We start from the raw sequence: 17,460 nt of genomic DNA on the forward strand, positions 1-17,460 counted from the left end.
TATGAATTAAAGATACAAAAGAGGTGAACGAAATGACACGACCGAACCCGAACTTGAAAGCATTAACGGTCATGGTGCGCGCAGTCGACGCGTTACATGAAGTCATCAAGAAGGACGTTGCGCAGTGGGGGCTGAACCCGACGGATTTCTCGGTTCTTGAGTTGCTGTTTCACAGGGGCAGGCAACCGATTCAATTGATTGGGAAAAAAGTCTTGATTACGAGCAGTAGCATCACCTATGTCATCGATAAGCTCGAAAAAAAGAATTATGTCTTCCGTAAAGCATGTCCAGAAGATCGGCGCGTGACATTTGCGGAACTGACCTCTGAAGGGCAACAACTGATGGAAACGATTTTTCCAAAGCACGAGCAAGCGATTAATCAAGTATTTCAAGGAATAGCCCCGTCAGACCTCGAAGCATTCATCGAGACAGCCAAAACAATCGGCTATCAAGCAAAAAAACAATAAAATTTTTTAGGTTGATATCTCGAATTCGAGATAATAACGATTAAAGGAGCGATTTTTCATGAATGAACTAAAAGGAATCCACCACGTGACGGCGATTACGAGCAGTGCCGAGAAAAACTATGACTTCTTTACGAACGTCCTAGGAATGCGATTGGTCAAGAAGACCGTCAATCAGGATGACATCCAGACGTATCACTTATTCTTCGCCGATGATAAAGGATCTGCCGGCACGGATATGACGTTCTTTGATTTCCCTGGTATTCAAAAAGGATCACACGGAACGAATGAAATCTTCAAGACGGCGTTCCGTGTTCCAACGGATGCGGCACTTGAATACTGGATTAAACGCTTTGACAAATACGACGTCAAGCACCGTGGTATCAAAGAACAATTCGGCAAGCAGACGCTCTCGTTCGTCGATTTCGATGAGCAACAATACATGTTGATCTCTGACGAGCACAATCAAGGTGTCGCTTCCGGCACACCGTGGCAAAACGGTCCGGTACCCCTCGAGTTCGCGATCACGGGACTCGGTCCAATTCACATCCGGATCGCGGAATTCGACAATTTAAAAGCGGTACTTGAACAAGCGATGTTGATGCGCGAAGTCGATCAAGCGGGTTCCCTGCACTTGTTCGAGATGGGTGAAGGCGGAAATGGTGCCCAAGTCATCGTTGAGCATAACGTCGTTCTACCAAGCGGACGTCAAGGATTCGGAACGGTGCACCACGTCGCCTTCCGCGTTGAAGATACGGCTGCCTTACAAGAATGGATCGAGCGGATGCAACAGCTACGCTTCAACACGTCCGGTTACGTCGATCGCTTCTTCTTCGAATCGCTCTACGCTCGTGTCGCGCGCGGTGTCTTGTTCGAATGGGCAACAGATGGTCCTGGTTTCATGGGTGATGAGCCATACGAAACGGTCGGGGAGAAATTGTCATTACCACCATTCCTCGAGCCACAACGAGCACAGATCGAACAAATGGTCCGTCCAATCGATACGGTCCGGAGTACGCGCAACATCGAAAAAGAATATCTTTAATAGGAAAGTGAACTGACAGCATCTAAATAAAATAAGAGGAGGAAATAAAAATGGAGAAATTAAACATTGGTATCATCTTAGGATCTACACGTGAAGGACGTCTCAGCCCACAAGTCGGGAACTGGGTCAAACAACTCGCGGATCAACGGGGCGATGCAAACTACACGATTCTTGATATCGCCGACTACAAATTACCGCTTCTAGGTGAAAAAGACGCGGATGCATCAGGTGCTGTTGCTTGGTCGAAGGATGTCGCAGCACAAGACGGCTTCGTCTTCATCGTCCAGGAATACAACCATTCGATTGCAGCCTCACTCAAGAACGCGCTCGATTATCTACGGATCGAATGGAATAACAAAGCGGCAGGAATCGTCTCTTATGGTTCTGTCGGAGGGGCACGGGCAGCAGAACATTTGCGCGGCATCTTAGGTGAGTTATTGATCGCCGACGTCCGGGTGCATCCGGCGTTATCCTTGTTCACTGATTTCGAGAACGGATCGGTCTTAAAAGCGGCAGCCGTTCAAGAAACATCGGTCAACCAAATGCTAGATCAAGTCATCCCGTGGGCAACGGCGTTAAAAACAATCCGCTAATTAGTTACTATAAAAACCCCTCATTTCATCTCGAAATGAGGGGTTTTTGGATGGTTGTTACGTACAACACGACGTGACGCGGCGCAGATCCTTTTCTTGAATGTAAAGCGTGTGTTGGTGGACTTTATAAGGAATGTCAGCCGCTTGAAGACGTTCGAGATAGTGACCCGTTGGAGCGACCGTCCATTTTACATACGACGTCGCAGCATTCGGTGATGCGAGACAGGTGAGCAATAAAAGTGGAAGAATCCATTTTCGAAGTTTCAAGCGTATACCCCCTTCATTATTTCAAATACTGTATTAATGATTTTATTGTTAAAATCAAAAACTAAAAATCACGACTCACGTCAGCAAAAAATAACTGACCATCAAGCCGACCAACAGACCACTAAAAACAAGTCGATAGACGGGGGAACGATGGGTTCCTTTGTTTCGTTTAACTTGATAGACGATGAAATAGGTCACACTGGTCACCATGACGATGATCGCCAGTGTACTGAGTAAAGTAGACATCAGCATTCCTCCTTATCGTAGGATTTTAGATAACGCTTTTCCTTTCGCCAGTTCGTCGACGAGTTTGTCGAGAATCCGGATGTTACGAATGAGCGGATCCGTTAGATGTTCCACACGAATCCCGCAGATGACGCCAGTGACTAAAAAACGACGTTCATTCAGGGCGGGTGCGTGCTCGAAAAAGGCTGCGACGTTTTGGGTTTGTATGGCTTGTTCAAGAGTTGATTGCGTGTGTCCGGTCAACCAGAACAGCACGTCATCGAGCTCTTCTTGCGTCCTTTGCTTGCGCTCGACTTTTTGACGGTATACCTGATACAGCTGTTGCATTGGCATTTGAAATACTTTTTCGTAACTCATCTGAATCGCCTCCTTTCATGGTAACATATGGGAAAAAGTCTTGTGTTAAGGATTTCAATTTCCTTTGGAGGTGCAGGATGAAATGAGAAGTCGAATCATTGGAATGACTTTCATGACATGCGTATTGCTATTTTTAGGCGTCGTTGGTGTAAAACTGTCGTATCAAGCATTAGTCGATCCTCCGATCGATCAGTCGACGGGAAACTGGGTACATGTCCCAAGCACGATCTTACCGACTAAAAAAGTCATTTATGTGAAAGAAAAGCAAATTATCAAACAACCGGATTCTTCGAAAAGTGGAAAAGAAGGATATCGGAAGGAACCTAAAAAGAAAAAACCGATTGAACTTGGACAAGGTTTCTTGACGGATGCAATCAATCAAATCACTCGCGTGGCTCCTTGGATGGTCGCTCTAGTGATGATCATCTATCTCTATCGTCGACTACGATTCAACCGTATGCAGTGGTCATTCCCATCGTTACATCAAAGGAAGCGAACCGCTTTATCGCTTCCGCTAACCCCTGAAGTCCAGCTCTCCTTAGAAGACAGTATGCTTGATTCAAAAATTCGTGAAGCGGTGCGCGCGTTCAATCAATCACTTGCTCCAGCGCAGCAACAGCGGACATATGAAACGCTGACGGAGTGGTTAACACGCTTAGAAGTCACAGTCCCGCATGAAATCTATCAGCTCGTTCGCTATGCCGACGTGGCAGAACAGACACTCGATCCCTCTCGACGGACTGCTTTTCTTGAACAGCTTAAGCAAAATCAGACACGGCTCGTGTAATCAGCCGTGTCTTTTTTGGTGTCCGCGATACTTGTTAAGGGCGAGCATATTTAAGAGGAACAGTGCTGCACCATAAAGAAATAGTCCGAGCCAGTACGGCCAGATGCTCGACCAACCGTTGCCGTAGACAAGTACCTCTTTGATCGCACTCGCTCCGTAGAAAATCGGGGTGATGTATCCGATGTTACCGAGTCCGTATGGGATCAAATCAAGCGGAATCAAGCCCGAGAAGAAAATCTGCGGAATGATCGTAAAAGGAATCAATTGGACGACTTGTAATTCAGACTGGGCGAAAATCGAAATCGTTGCGCCGAACAAGACCGCGACGACGGCAAGTCCAAGCATCGTCAGGAAGACCCAGATGATCGAACCTTCAGACGGTAAGTCGAGAACGGTCGTTGCATACAGGACCACAAGAATCGCCTGGATGGAGGCGAAGACGCTATAACCGAGCGTATAGCCGAAGATGACGTCGGTTTGGCGAATCGGTGTCATCATTAACCGCTCGAGCGTGCCACCACTGCGTTCTTTGACGAGTGCCATTGCCGATAAGATGAAGACGAAAAAGAACGAGAACAAGGATAAAAAGACGAAACCGAGCGCATCAAACGTCGATTGATCGACATCACCATAGAGATAGTTCGTCTCAAGTTGCATCGTCGGTTGCAGGGATGCCAGTCCAGCTTGAATCTCGCGTAGTGCCTTTGAACTTTTCGTTGAAGGTTCGCGGAGGTTCAATGCTAGCTGGTTATCTTTCATGTCTAACACGACGTCGACCGTTTCATGGTCCTTGAGGTAGGCGTCCGCATCGCTGCCGTTATACGTTTTAATCGACAGATCCTGTTTTTCGATCGCTTGTGAGACCGGTGCCGGTACATCTTGACTGATGGCGACGACAGGCGTGTAGTCATCGTTTCCGAGCAAAAAATAAATCAAGGTAAAAATCAATAACGGAGCAAGCAAAATGAGTCCGACGCTTCGTTTATCGTTCAACGTTTGACGGATGACCCGTCGTGCGAGTTGCCACATCACGTCACGTCCTTTCCAGCGAGCAGGAACAGTTCCTCGACCTGACCGTTTTCAGTCTGTGCGAGCAAACGGTCGAGCGGATCGTAGGCGATGATCCGACCGTTATAGATCAATGCTGCCCGGTCACATTCATTGATTTCATCCATGACGTGAGTCGAGACGACAATCGTCGTACCTTGCGCACGAATCGCTTGGAATTGATTCCAAATCTGGCGGCGTAACACGGGATCAATCCCGACGGTCGGCTCATCCAGGAATAAGACGGTCGGACGATGCAAGATTGAGATGGCGAGGGACAATCGTTTCTTCATCCCGCCGGAATAATGGCGAACGAGCTTTTTTTGATCATTCGTTAAATCGACGAGTGTCAAGACCTCCTCGATGCGTTTTGCTAAATCCTGACGGGACATGTTGAATAAGGAACCGAAAAATTGCAGGTTCGCAAGCCCCGATAAATCCTCATACAAAGCATCGTTTTGTGGCATGAAACCAATCTCAGGTAACATCTTGAAGCTTGGCATCGAAGTGTCACCGATCTGAATCGAACCTGCGTCTGCCTGGATCGCACCAATCATCAAACGAATCAACGTCGTCTTACCAGAACCTGACGGACCGAGCAAGCCACAAATTTCACCGGACGGAATCAAAAGATCAATCTGTTGGAGGACGGTCTGCTGATGAAACGATTTCGATACACCGTGTAGTCGTAAATCCATCCTATTTCCCTCCTTTTATAAAATAATTATTGAACAACGTGTTGATTAATTTCATTATAAAAGGGAGAGAAATTGGGAGCAATGACCAGTTGACGTCCATCTGTCGCTTAAGCGACACATTCCGACAAACTGTTGAAGAAAGAGGCGATTTCGATGAAAAAACAGGATTTACGCGTTATTCGGACCGACAGGAGGATTCGTGAGACGTTCCTTCAGCTGATCGACGAAGTTGGTTTTGATGCTGTGACGATCAAGTTGTTGACGGATCGGGCGGAAGTCAACCGCGGGACGTTCTACCATCATTACGCGGATAAATACGAACTGCTCGAGCGGATGACGAATGAGATTTTTGAAAAGATTGAAGCGACGTTTGAACGGGAGATTCCGTTCGTCCTGATCAACAAAACAGAGGACTCACCGTACCGACGCATCATTCCGTTTCTGACGTTTCTTTATGAACACCGAACGCTGATGCGGATCTTACTCAGTCCGACGAGTGACGGGATGTTTCGGAAGCGGGTCCGTGATTACATGCAACAGATTCTGTTCTCGGGACTATCGGAACAAGGAGAACGGCTCGTTCCAGAAAATTATCTCATTGCCTATCTCTCAGCCGCCCATCTCGGTGTCATCGAATCCTGGTTGAGCCACCCAAATGAGACATCACCGGATGAAATTGCGCGAATCATCTTTACGATTTCGATGGAAGGACCGTTTCGAGCAGCGGGGTTCCGACGATGAGTCTTGAGCAAGTGTTAGTAAAAGTCGTCGCGTGTTTGCAGCAAGAACGGATTCATTTTGGTATCGGTGGTTCATTATTGTTGGCGCAGCATGGACTTCCTGTCACTCCTCTCGACATTGATCTCGTCGTCGCATTAGCGGACGCCGAACGGGCAGTCCTATTGTTATCTGAGATGGGAACTGTCCTTGAACAAGACGAGACGTCACTTTACGCGACGGAAGTGTTCCAGGAATTCATCATCGAAGGAATCGATATCGATCTGATGAGCGGACTGCAGATTCGCCATGACGAGGGCGTGTTCGTCTATCCGTTTGCTGAACAATCGATCGATTCAGCTGGACGTCCGTTCATGTCACTCGTTGATTGGTATGTCATTTATCAACTGATTCCAGGACGGGAACAAAAGGTCGCGATGATTGAGCACTGTCTTGCTAAGCAGGAAGCTGACCGAGAACGACTGGAACAGCTGAGACGACTCGTTCTTCCAAAAGCAATAAGGAATCGGATAGATCAATGGCTGAACTGACTCATAAGTCGCGCAATAAAACGACTTCGTTCGTTGCCGGTAAGTAAGCATGATTTGAATCGAGCAAGCCACAAAGAACGTAGTGACCTTTTGAAGCGTCAAACACATAACGCGGTGTGAGCAAAAGGTACGGACGTAATGCATTGAAAATGACATCTTGCTGATCATCCTCGAGCTCCGGTGGAGTATCGGATGCGAGCGCGGTATGGAGTTCCTGATCGTCGGTCAAGCTAATCCAGTCAAGTGTCTTTTCGTCAAGGAGAATCGTGACGCGTCGCTGCTGATCAACATAGGACGTCGGGTGCGCGCGTGACAACGTGACAGCAAGGTAGGGATGTTGCCGGTAAATGTACCGAATCGTCCATTGTCCGGAATCGGCAGGGTACTCGTTTTGAATGATGTCTTTGATTAAGGTACGACAATCGTTTATCGTCTCCTGCGGAATCGGATGAAAATCCGGATGTTCGATCTGTCTGATCACGTCATTCGCCGTCACGGTTTCTCCAGATTGATCCGGATGCCGTTTATGCGTCTTAGACGGTAAACTTGTCCAAGATAACACATCATTCACTTCGATAGAGGACGTGAAATCTAGTTTACTTGGAACAAGGATAGCCCCTTCTTGCGTCATAAACGTCTCGGCGACGGTGTGCGCGTATTGATGTCCTGTTTTAGGGTAGGAAAACCATTTTATTTGTTGTTTGGTTAGCGATTCGATGTCCTCAAGTGTTAAGGCGAAAGATTCCTGATTCACATGAAGATCAAGCGGATGAGGACCATATTGGAACAACTCATCAAGTTGACCATTTTCCGTTAATGTCAGATGGATGAAGCAACCGGGAGAAAGCCGGATCCCGTCGTGACAACTCACATAACTGAAAAATGTTTCGTCGTCTTCTTCGAGCATGAAATGCGTGTCATGAATCATGCCGGTCTCTGACTCGAGCCAAGCGATCCGAGTGGTTGGATCACGTAAATCGTCAGGCACGGAATGAAGAGAGATCGGACCATGTAAGGATAACGTCGTCGTGTGCTTCGTGACAGGATTTATCGCGATCTGTACAGTTCCTTCAGGAAGCATCGTGCCATCTTCTTCCTCAATAATTGATGTACCGCGCGGAATCCAAAACGTTTCAAAAGAGTAGGCGGTTTGATCGTTCTTTTTGTTTTGCGTGTAGGACGATTCATGAAGCACATAATCGGTTAAACGATATTTCTCGAGCATATATTCAGTCAGTTGTTTCGTTAAAGTATCCAAGGGATTCACTCCTTTTCTTGTACGTCTTCAGTATCGTCATCTAAAGTCGGAATGACGAAGTCAGGTAAGGTTTGGAATAAGCGATCGGCTGTCTCAAAAAACGGTTGATTCGAGACAACATTGACGACATCTGCATCGTAGCTGAACGCAAAGACGGACATGTTTTCCTGCATGGAGATAATGACCGTTTTTTCTGGTCGTTCGGAGTGGTAGTACGTTCGGTATTCAATCCGAAAGACATTTGGTGTGGTCGACCAGATAACGAGATCATTCCAACTCGCGTGGGGATGGATGTAAGAATACAATCGTTGAAAGTCTTCGGCATGCTTCAGTTCAGCGACGATGAAACGTTTGTCCGCAAGTGGTGTCAAATCGTTGTATGTAATTGAACAAAAGCGACATAACGCTTCAAACTCTTCTTCGTCATAACGATTCACCTCTACACAGACGAATAATGGGAAAGCTTGTAATCGATGAAACCACTCTTCAAGAAATGAACTTTCAAATGAGGAGGATTCATCGTCTGGATTCGTAAAGATGCTAAAAGCTGACGTGTAGTCTTGTTCGATGACGAAGCGCAGATTATCAGGGTCTGAAAAATCATTTGGAATCAACTGATGATCATCATCGTAATAATAAGGCATGTACTCAAATGTTAATTGCAACGTATTCACCTCTGTTTCGTACGTTCAGTGTAACGTGAATCTATTAAAAATGAAGGGTTATTGAAAATTATTACATAATTGTAAGGCGGGAAAATTTAGACTATTGCATTATGATAGTAGATTAAATATAAGACGCATTGAAACATAAGTGAAAACAACATGTCAGGTTTTAATCTATCTATAAACGTGTCACTCGGAAGTATTCATATCATTCTCAGGGAGAAGACTGTTCATCGATCACTTACGCGCTTTATCTATTACGAAAAATTGCTAATAAATGGTTGCAGGGATTTATTGGTAAGAACAAGAAGGTAGTTAAAGTAACTACGCATCATTTAAAGGAGGCGGTGGCATGTCATTTTGGACATGGTTTTCAATCTTATTTGTATTGGCGGTCAGTGTCTACGCATCTTCTCAACCGAAACGTTCGAAGCAATAACAAATGCGCGACTCCCATTGTGATATGCTCCCTCAAAAAATAGACAGTTGAAACAATCAATACTATCTACTTTTTGAAGAGAGTTTTTTTTAGAGTTACGTCTAGATTTTAGAGGGAGCAAAAACTACGTATTAATTTGAAGTTACAATAACATCAAAATACATTCGAGTTGATTGTCGTCGACGAGATCGCTTACGTTCTTCTATTGTCTCTCTACATGCAAGAATGCTATCCCTAGAAGTTTCCTTCAATCTTTTACATAACATAAATTCAGAATATTGAGAAAAACCTTCTGGTATTTCCTCATTAGTTGAAAGGAGATTGATTAAGTCATGCTAAAAAAAATAGTCTTACACATACTATTGGTTATTGTTTTGATATGTATTATTAAAGAATCAACTTCATATGCATACAATTACTATCAAAAAAAATCTCTTGATGCTTCTTCAGGACAATACTTTAGACTTGCAAGCGAGATACTTCCTAATCTACTAAAACCACGATACGCGCCTAAGGATACAAAGGGGAAAAGTGAAAAAATGAATTCTGTAGATCCGAAAGTATACTTATTTAAGGAAGATGTGAAAGCGGCGAAATTAAAAAAATCAAAGTTAGAAAAAATCATAAATGACGTCGTCGAGAATATTAAAAACATGAAATATTATTTCTTTATAATAGCTCTCATTATTATTTTTTTATACGGACTTCGATCATGGAAAAAGCGTAACGTCCTATTTAATAAAAACCCTTATCTAAGTCAATCTAGATCAGAAGAAACGACGATGATAAATCATAATGTGACTAACTTTTATGAGGATGAAGAGACTTTACTAAATAATGCCATACGAGATGCTGTCAAACGTTTAAATCAAACACTCCCTCTGAATTTGAAAAGACTGAGTTCAGAAACGTTTCATGAATGGTGTAAACGAATTGAACTTGGAGCTAATCCAAATATGTATTATGTAGCTCGTTATGATGAGAAAAATAGTTACATGTTGAATTTACAAGAGAAAAATCAATTTTTAAAAGATATCACATACTTTATGAGTCACAAAATATGACTAGTAATTGTTACATTTCAGGAGTGAGACCATTAAAGTATCATCTAAAGGATGCGGTGGTACAATACTTACGACATGATTTGCACTCATATTTGTGTTAGCGCACAATATCCTCTCATCTTCGCAATCGAAACATTCGAAGAAATAACAAAGGCGCGACTTCCATTGCGGAAGCGCGCCTTTTTGTTTGTTTAGTTTTGCGTATCGAGCCAAGCGATCGCGTCCGTCAAGTCGTTGGCAATATAGTCGACGTTTGCTTGTTCCACCCGGTCAGCGTAATCACGAATGGAGCTCTCTCCGGCACCGGTTCGGACTAAGATTTTGATACACCCGGCGTGCGCAGCTGCCATCATATCACTCCATCGGTCCCCAATGACGACACATTGATCGAGTCGGAGATCGTGTTTTACTTGAGCTTGCCATAATAATTCAGGTGAAGGTTTGCGACAAGTGCAACAATCTTCCGCTGCATGCGGACAAATCAGCATATCATCAAAGCCGAAGTTCTGTAATTCTGTTCGAAAATCCTCTTCACGCGCCAATCCTTTTGAAATACCAGGTTGATTCGTAAACGCAATCAGTAAAATCCCTTGATTGCGTAAGCGTTCGATTAGCGAAGGAACGTAAGAAAATAACGCAAACGTTCCAGGGTAGTGGACGGTGGCATCTCCACCAATCGTTCCGTCTCGATCAAGAAATATTGCCTGAATAGAATTCATGTGTACAACTCCTTTGATTACGAAGCATCTTTTAGTTCTTGATACGGTTGCACACGTGCGGCTAGTTGTGCTGGGATGAAGGCAGCGATGACACCGAATAGAATCGGTAAGGCGAGCGATACACCAATCAATAACGGTTCATTCCATGGAACAAGATCGTACAAGACATAAATCGTCGTGTAGGCGACAATCAGCCCAATCACTCCAGAAATCAGACCAACAAGGAAACCTTCGAGGACAATCAATTGTCGGATCGCACCGTTCGTCCAGCCGAGTGCTTTTAAGACGGCGAGTGAGGCGCGGCGATCGGTGACGTTTTGCCACATGATCTCACCCGTCGTCAAAATGGCGATCGTGATTGCAACACCCATCGTCACGTAATGCATCGGACCGACTTGTAAGGCAACGAATTGACCAAGCCAAGACGTATAAAGAACACCTTGTAAATGGAACGTCACGAATAAGAAGAACGTCAAGAGCGCCGTCGGTAGAGCGATTGAGAGGACGGACAGGCTATTACGCTTCCATTTCCCAATTAGTTCTTTTAGCGCCAATGTCACGGTCGAACGAAGCTTCAGTCCGACACGAGCCGCTTTCGCGTATTCGCCAGTCTTAATTGCTTCGTACGGTGAGATGCGGCGAATCGTCCACGCTGACCAGGTCGCGCCAGCGAAGTAGATGACGAGACTGAATAGCGCGATCCAGAGGAGGCTCCAGCCGTTCATCGCTTCGTTACGAACATACGAGAAGACTCCTTCGACAATTAAGGCAACTGTCGAGACGAATCCGGCGAGGATCGCCGCCTCGATCAAGACAATTTTATAAAGATCCTTCGTCCGCCAGCCGAGTGCGAGTAAGACGGCGAATTCTTTCCGGCGGGCGAGCATCGAGACATAACTCGTCGCGAGGACATAGACGATCGCGACCGCGAGCATCGCGAAGATAACACCGGAAAAACCGACGCTCATCTCGCGGAAGATCGTCATCGCAGCACCGATATGAACCCATGGTTGTTCGATCCAACTGAGTGTTTTGCCTTGTTCGACGACTTTCGTGACGACCGGTTGTGGGGAAGAACCCTTAGTTATCGTAGCGATGAGCCCGGTTTCTCGCTCGATTTGCTTTTTCACGTCTTGGAGTAGTTGCTCCGATGCTTCACTGACGGTCGAAGCGCCTTTGATTTTAAGGCGAATCGAAGAAATGGCTTGTTCACCATTGACTGCTCGCGCGCTGTCAATCGTCGTCAGGATGTTTGGAGAACTCGTCAACAGTCCGACGGGATTACCAGACGTATCAATCGATTTCGCTGGGTTGACAGGTTCCCCCTTCGCATCTAAAACAAGATCGGCAGACGAAGGACGATAAGTTTCCATTGGTAACTCGTTCAGCGGGTCTTTTGAGACCTTGATGTTATTTGGATCGTATAGTCCGAAGACATTGAATGCAAGGTATGGGAAGACGGTATCCAACTCACCTGGTTTTGGTTTTTTGATCTTACGTCCGACGGATTCAAGGGAACGGAAACCTTTTGTAGGGAAAAACTGTTTTCCATATGTCCAATTTTTGATCTCAGTTGGCGAAGCCGATACTTCATAGGCAGTCTTCCAGCGACTTGGATATGGACTATTAGCTGGCTTAAACGAGAGTGGTCCAGATTTATATAGTAGTTGGGCTCCTTCAGCGCTTGCCATATCAACATACGTAGAATTTGTCTTTTCTATAAGTGTTTGAAGGTAGTTTTCTTCCACTTTAGATGCTGGAATTTCGAGATGCTGTATTTTTTTTGCAGGATACGTAGTTAACGCTGAACGAAGAACTGAACGCTTCGGTTGTTTTTTTACTAGACTATCAATCAGCTTCTGTTGATCCTGCTCTGTTTTAAAAGGGGCATCTAATTTTTCGATTGTATATTCATAGCTTCCTCTATTAAAGGAGTTTGGATTTATTAAGACAGGTATGATGTGTTCGTCCGGATAGTTTCCGGATTGGTGTTGATCTGTGCTGTTGAAATATCTAGACTTTTTATTTGAGCGAACACTTTTATCTAATCCGACAAGTCGAGCTTCCTCAACAGGATCAATTCCAACAATCAATACTGGGTTTCTTGCAATTGCATTTTTAAACGTTTCAATGGGTTCATTGAAAAAAGAAGCATTTTTCGGAACATTTACTTTCGTACCTTGAGAGATATGGATGACACTATGTGATTGACGTTCTCTCGTAAAACCATTTTCGATAAAATTCGTTTCTGTTAGACGATACATACCGGGTTCGCTTGGAAACTTCAATACATTTTTAAACGAAGTAACAGCGTTTACATATCCCATAATAGCAACCGGAGCTGCAATATCAATCGCATTCATTTGTTTGATTTGTTGGTATTGTTCAAAGGAAATTCCACCATTGATACCATTTAAATAGTTCGGTTCGAGTAAATCATTCGACTCACTTGCAAGCTGACTGCCTTTCGGTCGTACGACGATGTCATACGCAGACGACCATTTCTTTTGTAATGTTTGTTCGACCGTTCCCTGACTTGAATCGGTCAAGTTGAACATCAGACTGAGTCCAGCGCTGATGATGAGCGCACCGACGAGCGTCAGGATGAACTTCCCGCGCTGCCGACGCCATTGATTGATGACAAAGCGTAACATATGTAGTCTCCTTTGCTTGTTATTGGGAGATCTGCGTCTTTAAATAAAGCGCAAGATCTTGTCCGAAATGGTGAATCGCTTGTGCATCGAGTGCTTCTACTTCTGCTTGCGCTGCGTAGCGGGTGACGAAGTAAGGAGAGAGTGGCGTCACCAGATGAATGCGCTCCGTCCAGTCTGTCAACGATTCATGACTTCGCCGTTTGAGGGCACGTGGTAATCGTTGATTAAAATCAAACAACATCAAGCGCAGTGATTCGATAGGAGGAGTAGGCATCGATTGAGTGATTGTAGAAGAAGTTTTATTCTTGAAAGAAAAGTTTGATTGATCTTGCATATCCTCCGCACTCTCAAAAGTATGTTTTCCTGTGAGTCGCTTTCTTTTTTTGATTACAAAATAAATGATGAAACTTCCGACAAGAAGCAACAAGAGAAGGATGATCGAAAAACTAGAGCCTGCCTGTTCTTCTGCTGATTCTAAAAAGCCTGGCGACTTGGTAGCATTGGCTTTTCCACGTGCTGTTCTATCCACTTTTTCCGTTTTACCTGTACTTATACCTAAAATTTCACCTTCAGAATTTTCGTCGATTGTGTTATCGAGTGTACAACTATTTTTTTTGAAAATAAGTTTTGATAAGTCATCATGATTACAATCTCGTACGATCGTCGTCTCCTGTTCCGAGAAGTCCGCATTCCGAAACGCTTCATACGCAGACTGCGTCGATACCGACAGCAACAGAAAAACGACAAGTGAGCCGATAAAGCTCGTGATTAATTTGGCACGAAACGTGTACAACGCGAGACACCTCCCTTTAAACAGTACTTAAACACTTTGCACCGTACGCTTCCGGCGATCTTCGACGATTCGTCCATCCTGCATGAAGAGAATCCGGTCAGCACGTTCGGCGAGTTCTAGGTCGTGTGTGACAAATAAAACGCCACACTTGGCTTCACGATGCAGCTCTAGTAACAATTCGAAGATTGCGTCACCGGTCACGGAATCAAGATTACCGGTCGGCTCGTCCGCGAGAATCCATTGCGGATGGTGAAGCAGGGCACGGGCGATCGCGACCCGTTGTTGTTGTCCACCGGATAATTGAGCCGGTAAAGCATTCCGTTTATCGTCGAGTCCAACCCGTTCGAGCAGCTCGAGAATCCGCTCCTCTTGATTGAAGGATGTCTTTTGCTTTAACAAGGCGACCTTTAAGTTCTCAGACACCGTCAGTGCAGGTAACAAGTGAAACTGCTGGAAGATGAAGCCGATCTCTTGCGAGCGGAATTGTGATAACCGTTTGTTCTTCCAAGACGTAATGTCCTGTCTGTCATAGAGAATCTGACCGGACGACGGACGATCGAGCGAACCAAGGAGACTAAGGAACGTCGATTTTCCGGACCCGGACGGACCGACGAGTGCCGTTACTTCCGATTGCAAAAATTGTCCATTTAGTTGATGCAAGACATCGGTCCGGACACCGCTTCGCTCGAACGAGTGCGAAACATCTTGAAAGGTAATATTCATGTGGCCACTCCTTTTACATAATTTGGTTAAATATAGTGTATTATTTTTAGAAAATTTTGTCTATTGTGTTTTTATTTTCGAAATCCTTACTCATTTATGTTTTTCTTATAACTTCTCTCTAAGATTGGATTAACCCCAATCTAGGGAGATATTTAAAATGAAACGAAGACGTAAGAAATGGCTATGCATTAGTAGAAGAATCATGCTGAAGCTCCTGTGAATTGATACCACCATCTTTTTAAGACGATGAGAGGCGTAAGGAACGAAAAGAGTAGTGGAGTCGAAGACATTAAAAATATTCTTCTGCTTCTCAGGAACAACAGTGGACGAAGAAATTACTTCGACTTGTCCTTGATTTACTTGGCGTGTCCGTCGATCTTCAAACGAATTATTGCTTCACCTGACGATGAGGTAACGATTGAAAATCATCCGGATCAAGGAACTAGCATGACAATTATGTTGATGATGCACGAGCTTCAAGCATGATGACATAAAAAAGAAGCACGAACTCACACGAGTCATCGTGAAAAGCAGCGCTCCTTTTTTATGTTTCTAGTCTGATATGAATTGCTCGTAATTGTTTTTTCAAAGCCGTTCTCGCTAAAGGTTCACCCTTTCCTGTACCAGGCTCAAAGGCATAAGGGCTAAAGACTTTAGCACCTTCTTTGAGCCAGTTTGAGCGATACAATTCATGTGTCTCACTTCTCGATAAAAAGATACCGTCCTCGATTTCGACATTATCGTCTACTCCGAACTGAAAGCCGCAGCAAGAACAAATTTCAAACGAAGCGTCACCATTTTCGTCATAAGCAACGTCGTCCATTTGCGCATATCCGCAGACGGGACATATGTATTTCATGAAAGCACCTCATTGTTCAAGAATCTTTTGATACGTGTACCCTTTTAAGATATCTGCTTGATTCGTATAGGTCCAGTCAGCAATGGACTGATCTGGATGCGACTCAAAATAGTGATTGAGGATATCACGTCCCAAAATGCAGTTACTCCAGCGAGGAATCTCTTTTTGTTTGTTACCTACGACGAAGTCGAGTTGTGATACTTCATAGCTGTTGACCAGATGCACGACATGTTTCTTCGTTACTTCATCCATTTCGACATTCCATGGAGGGGAGACGCCTTTGACGATTCGGTCGGCAAAGGCATCTGCCTTTCCTTCGACGATGACGGAATTAAGAGTCGTACTTAAACTAAAATCAGGTGTATCCTTGAGGACTAAGTGATGATATTCGTGTGCCGTCGAATATGCCAGGATGTCTTTATCGTAGTTTGTATCCAGATAGAGAATGAATGCATCTTTATAGGCTGCTCCTGTAACACCTTTCATTGACTGAAGATCGAAAGAGGATTCAGGATTAACCGGAGCGACGATGATGGTACTTTTCTTTTTGGGAAGGATCTTATGAGAAGCGATGTAATTTTTTTTAATGATTTTTGTAATGTCATCTTGTTGTTTCATCAAGTCCTCGATTTTGTCGAGTAGCTCTTGTTCGTACACGGTTGATTGCAACATTGGGAAACCTTTCAAGTCGGCTGTCGCAAACTGCTCCTTTTCCCCGATTTTGTCGATATAGCTTAAGACATATTTCGCATAATTCTTTTTATCTTCTTCAGGATCATTGTTTTTTAAGGACGATTGTAGATATTGTTTGTATGGTTCATAAAGAAAAACAATGTTCAATTTACTTTCGGCATCGATTTTTACAGATTCGGATTGTATTTTTTCACTCTTTAAGATCTGTTGAGTAGAGGGTCGTGTTGTCTTCTCTTGTTCCGTGCAAGCAGTTAAGAACAGGAAGGGGATAGCGAAAAGTAAGGTCAGTGATTTTTTCAATATACGTTCATACTCCTCTTTTTTTAGGGTGTAACAACATCTGCTGTTCAATTAATCCTCTTTCGCCATATGATCAATGATGATTGGATCACTGTAGGACAAAATGTAAAAATCCTGTTCATGTGTCCTGATGGCAAATAAGTGCAAGTCCCCCCGTTCCGTATAAATTTCCTTCGTTTTCATATACTTTGCAGCGAACTCTCCAAATATCGATTCTTTTGACTTCACGACCGGACAAGGGTTTCGGAGTCTGTCGTCGATGATGCCATGCTCTTGCAACGTTCCTAGGAAAACGGCGTACTTTTCGAAACGCATCAAAAAGTAATCGCGCGAAGGATCGTCAATCAAAAGATTGAATGTTTCGTCAGCGCCATAAAAATAGAAATCAATCGCGTAATGGTCGTTCGCCTTTAACGACATCGTATCCAGTTCGAGATCATATTCTTCAGTCGTCAGTAAAAAATCGAGATCAATAATCTTCAAAAAAATCACTCCTTTGTGATGATCGATGTCGTAGAACA

Annotated in this window: 22 protein-coding genes; 8 read left to right on the forward strand and 14 right to left on the reverse strand. The window is 44.3% G+C overall.

All coding sequences use genetic code 11. From position 1 onward, the window contains the following. Positions 1-32 precede the first annotated feature (32 nt). Genes KNQ14_RS06105 through KNQ14_RS06115 form a run of 3 tightly spaced genes read left to right on the forward strand, consistent with a single transcriptional unit; the run spans position 33 to position 2,102 of the window. Entirely contained in the window at positions 33-467 is a 435-nt protein-coding gene (locus KNQ14_RS06105) for a MarR family winged helix-turn-helix transcriptional regulator (protein WP_214860082.1), read from the forward strand. Between the two features lie 58 nt (positions 468-525). After that, complete coding sequence (locus tag KNQ14_RS06110; protein WP_214860083.1) at positions 526-1,509, forward strand: ring-cleaving dioxygenase; 984 nt, start codon at positions 526-528, stop codon at positions 1,507-1,509. 50 nt (positions 1,510-1,559) lie between these two features. Next, a complete protein-coding gene (locus KNQ14_RS06115) occupies positions 1,560-2,102 on the forward strand; it encodes an NADPH-dependent FMN reductase (RefSeq protein ID WP_214860088.1) in 543 nt (180 codons plus the stop codon). Positions 2,103-2,159: 57 nt separating this feature from the next. On the opposite strand, the gene KNQ14_RS06120 is transcribed toward KNQ14_RS06115, so the two are convergent. The 3 genes from KNQ14_RS06120 to KNQ14_RS06130 all read right to left on the reverse strand — a co-directional run bounded on the left by KNQ14_RS06120 (position 2,160) and on the right by KNQ14_RS06130 (position 2,972). Continuing rightward, complete coding sequence (locus tag KNQ14_RS06120) at positions 2,160-2,369, reverse strand: hypothetical protein (RefSeq protein ID WP_214860090.1); 210 nt, start codon at positions 2,367-2,369, stop codon at positions 2,160-2,162. A gap of 75 nt (positions 2,370-2,444) precedes the next feature. After that, positions 2,445-2,615, reverse strand: coding sequence for a hypothetical protein (locus KNQ14_RS06125; RefSeq protein WP_214860092.1), 171 nt, complete (start codon positions 2,613-2,615; stop codon positions 2,445-2,447). Positions 2,616-2,627: 12 nt separating this feature from the next. Continuing rightward, the gene (locus tag KNQ14_RS06130; protein ID WP_214860094.1) at positions 2,628-2,972 is read right to left on the reverse strand and encodes a DUF2200 domain-containing protein; all 345 of its coding nucleotides are present in this window, start codon (positions 2,970-2,972) and stop codon (positions 2,628-2,630) included. A 112-nt stretch (positions 2,973-3,084) separates the two neighbouring features. On the opposite strand from KNQ14_RS06130, the gene KNQ14_RS06135 reads away from it, so the two are divergent. Next, on the forward strand, positions 3,085-3,759 hold the full coding sequence (locus KNQ14_RS06135; RefSeq protein WP_214860096.1) for a hypothetical protein: 675 nt from the start codon (positions 3,085-3,087) through the stop codon (positions 3,757-3,759). On the opposite strand, the gene KNQ14_RS06140 is transcribed toward KNQ14_RS06135, so the two are convergent. Then, positions 3,760-4,788: an ABC transporter permease gene (locus tag KNQ14_RS06140; RefSeq protein ID WP_214860098.1), complete on the reverse strand. Its 1,029-nt coding sequence runs from the start codon at positions 4,786-4,788 to the stop codon at positions 3,760-3,762. It lies immediately after the preceding gene. Next, a complete protein-coding gene (locus tag KNQ14_RS06145) occupies positions 4,788-5,504 on the reverse strand; it encodes an ABC transporter ATP-binding protein (protein WP_214860100.1) in 717 nt (238 codons plus the stop codon). The genes KNQ14_RS06140 and KNQ14_RS06145 overlap by 1 nt, the downstream gene beginning before the upstream one ends. Positions 5,505-5,657: 153 nt before the next feature. On the opposite strand from KNQ14_RS06145, the gene KNQ14_RS06150 reads away from it, so the two are divergent. Both KNQ14_RS06150 and KNQ14_RS06155 read left to right on the forward strand, forming a co-directional pair. Continuing rightward, positions 5,658-6,245, forward strand: a complete 588-nt coding sequence (locus tag KNQ14_RS06150) for a TetR/AcrR family transcriptional regulator (protein WP_214860102.1) — start codon at positions 5,658-5,660, stop codon at positions 6,243-6,245. Next, the gene (locus KNQ14_RS06155; RefSeq protein WP_214860104.1) at positions 6,242-6,772 is read left to right on the forward strand and encodes a nucleotidyltransferase family protein; all 531 of its coding nucleotides are present in this window, start codon (positions 6,242-6,244) and stop codon (positions 6,770-6,772) included. The genes KNQ14_RS06150 and KNQ14_RS06155 overlap by 4 nt, the downstream gene beginning before the upstream one ends. Before the next feature lies 1 nt (position 6,773). Here the strand turns inward: KNQ14_RS06155 and KNQ14_RS06160 are convergent, their stop codons facing one another. Together KNQ14_RS06160 and KNQ14_RS06165 are read right to left on the reverse strand one after the other, a co-directional pair. Continuing rightward, the gene (locus KNQ14_RS06160; protein WP_214860106.1) at positions 6,774-8,030 is read right to left on the reverse strand and encodes a hypothetical protein; all 1,257 of its coding nucleotides are present in this window, start codon (positions 8,028-8,030) and stop codon (positions 6,774-6,776) included. Positions 8,031-8,035: 5 nt separating this feature from the next. Further along, positions 8,036-8,695 carry a hypothetical protein gene (locus KNQ14_RS06165; protein WP_214860108.1) on the reverse strand — a complete coding sequence of 220 codons (660 nt, stop codon included), beginning with the start codon at positions 8,693-8,695 and terminating at the stop codon, positions 8,036-8,038. A 771-nt stretch (positions 8,696-9,466) separates the two neighbouring features. Between KNQ14_RS06165 and KNQ14_RS06170 the strand changes: the two genes are divergently transcribed. Further along, on the forward strand, positions 9,467-10,198 hold the full coding sequence (locus KNQ14_RS06170) for a hypothetical protein (RefSeq protein WP_214860110.1): 732 nt from the start codon (positions 9,467-9,469) through the stop codon (positions 10,196-10,198). 191 nt (positions 10,199-10,389) lie between these two features. Here KNQ14_RS06170 and KNQ14_RS06175 read toward each other — a convergent pair whose 3' ends face one another. Genes KNQ14_RS06175 through KNQ14_RS06190 form a run of 4 tightly spaced genes read right to left on the reverse strand, consistent with a single transcriptional unit; the run spans position 10,390 to position 15,087 of the window. Further along, a complete protein-coding gene (locus KNQ14_RS06175) occupies positions 10,390-10,917 on the reverse strand; it encodes an HAD-IIIA family hydrolase (RefSeq protein WP_214860112.1) in 528 nt (175 codons plus the stop codon). A 17-nt stretch (positions 10,918-10,934) separates the two neighbouring features. Further along, entirely contained in the window at positions 10,935-13,571 is a 2,637-nt protein-coding gene (locus tag KNQ14_RS06180) for an ABC transporter permease (protein ID WP_214860114.1), read from the reverse strand. Between the two features lie 19 nt (positions 13,572-13,590). Next, positions 13,591-14,364 (reverse strand): hypothetical protein, encoded by a 774-nt coding sequence (locus KNQ14_RS06185; RefSeq protein WP_214860116.1) that lies wholly within the window; start codon positions 14,362-14,364, stop codon positions 13,591-13,593. Positions 14,365-14,391: 27 nt separating this feature from the next. After that, a complete protein-coding gene (locus tag KNQ14_RS06190; protein WP_214745905.1) occupies positions 14,392-15,087 on the reverse strand; it encodes an ABC transporter ATP-binding protein in 696 nt (231 codons plus the stop codon). Positions 15,088-15,432: 345 nt separating this feature from the next. On the opposite strand from KNQ14_RS06190, the gene KNQ14_RS06195 reads away from it, so the two are divergent. Further along, on the forward strand, positions 15,433-15,573 hold the full coding sequence (locus tag KNQ14_RS06195; protein WP_214860118.1) for a hypothetical protein: 141 nt from the start codon (positions 15,433-15,435) through the stop codon (positions 15,571-15,573). A 58-nt stretch (positions 15,574-15,631) separates the two neighbouring features. Here the strand turns inward: KNQ14_RS06195 and KNQ14_RS06200 are convergent, their stop codons facing one another. From KNQ14_RS06200 to KNQ14_RS06210, 3 genes are all read right to left on the reverse strand, one after another. Next, positions 15,632-15,946 carry a hypothetical protein gene (locus KNQ14_RS06200; RefSeq protein WP_214860119.1) on the reverse strand — a complete coding sequence of 105 codons (315 nt, stop codon included), beginning with the start codon at positions 15,944-15,946 and terminating at the stop codon, positions 15,632-15,634. A 9-nt stretch (positions 15,947-15,955) separates the two neighbouring features. After that, positions 15,956-16,786, reverse strand: a complete 831-nt coding sequence (locus KNQ14_RS06205) for a DUF2268 domain-containing putative Zn-dependent protease (RefSeq protein WP_251138279.1) — start codon at positions 16,784-16,786, stop codon at positions 15,956-15,958. 204 nt (positions 16,787-16,990) lie between these two features. Next, the gene (locus KNQ14_RS06210; RefSeq protein ID WP_214745896.1) at positions 16,991-17,422 is read right to left on the reverse strand and encodes a hypothetical protein; all 432 of its coding nucleotides are present in this window, start codon (positions 17,420-17,422) and stop codon (positions 16,991-16,993) included. Positions 17,423-17,460 lie beyond the last annotated feature (38 nt).

The sequence above is a fragment of the Exiguobacterium sp. s161 genome, from assembly GCF_018619045.1.
Taxonomy (GTDB): Bacteria; Bacillota; Bacilli; order Exiguobacteriales; family Exiguobacteriaceae; genus Exiguobacterium_A; species Exiguobacterium_A indicum.

Excerpts from the sequence above, each read along its gene's own strand:
- KNQ14_RS06105 (WP_214860082.1), top strand. The coding sequence starts at position 33 with ATGACACGACCGAACCCGAACTTGAAAGCATTAACGGTCATGGTGCGC.
- KNQ14_RS06110 (WP_214860083.1), top strand. The coding sequence starts at position 526 with ATGAATGAACTAAAAGGAATCCACCACGTGACGGCGATTACGAGCAGT.
- KNQ14_RS06115 (WP_214860088.1), top strand. The coding sequence starts at position 1,560 with ATGGAGAAATTAAACATTGGTATCATCTTAGGATCTACACGTGAAGGA.
- KNQ14_RS06125 (WP_214860092.1), bottom strand. The coding sequence starts at position 2,615 with ATGTCTACTTTACTCAGTACACTGGCGATCATCGTCATGGTGACCAGT.
- KNQ14_RS06130 (WP_214860094.1), bottom strand. The coding sequence starts at position 2,972 with ATGAGTTACGAAAAAGTATTTCAAATGCCAATGCAACAGCTGTATCAG.
- KNQ14_RS06135 (WP_214860096.1), top strand. The coding sequence starts at position 3,085 with ATGACATGCGTATTGCTATTTTTAGGCGTCGTTGGTGTAAAACTGTCG.
- KNQ14_RS06140 (WP_214860098.1), bottom strand. The coding sequence starts at position 4,788 with ATGTGGCAACTCGCACGACGGGTCATCCGTCAAACGTTGAACGATAAA.
- KNQ14_RS06145 (WP_214860100.1), bottom strand. The coding sequence starts at position 5,504 with ATGGATTTACGACTACACGGTGTATCGAAATCGTTTCATCAGCAGACC.
- KNQ14_RS06150 (WP_214860102.1), top strand. The coding sequence starts at position 5,658 with ATGAAAAAACAGGATTTACGCGTTATTCGGACCGACAGGAGGATTCGT.
- KNQ14_RS06155 (WP_214860104.1), top strand. The coding sequence starts at position 6,242 with ATGAGTCTTGAGCAAGTGTTAGTAAAAGTCGTCGCGTGTTTGCAGCAA.
- KNQ14_RS06170 (WP_214860110.1), top strand. The coding sequence starts at position 9,467 with ATGCTAAAAAAAATAGTCTTACACATACTATTGGTTATTGTTTTGATA.
- KNQ14_RS06175 (WP_214860112.1), bottom strand. The coding sequence starts at position 10,917 with ATGAATTCTATTCAGGCAATATTTCTTGATCGAGACGGAACGATTGGT.
- KNQ14_RS06180 (WP_214860114.1), bottom strand. The coding sequence starts at position 13,571 with ATGTTACGCTTTGTCATCAATCAATGGCGTCGGCAGCGCGGGAAGTTC.
- KNQ14_RS06190 (WP_214745905.1), bottom strand. The coding sequence starts at position 15,087 with ATGAATATTACCTTTCAAGATGTTTCGCACTCGTTCGAGCGAAGCGGT.
- KNQ14_RS06200 (WP_214860119.1), bottom strand. The coding sequence starts at position 15,946 with ATGAAATACATATGTCCCGTCTGCGGATATGCGCAAATGGACGACGTT.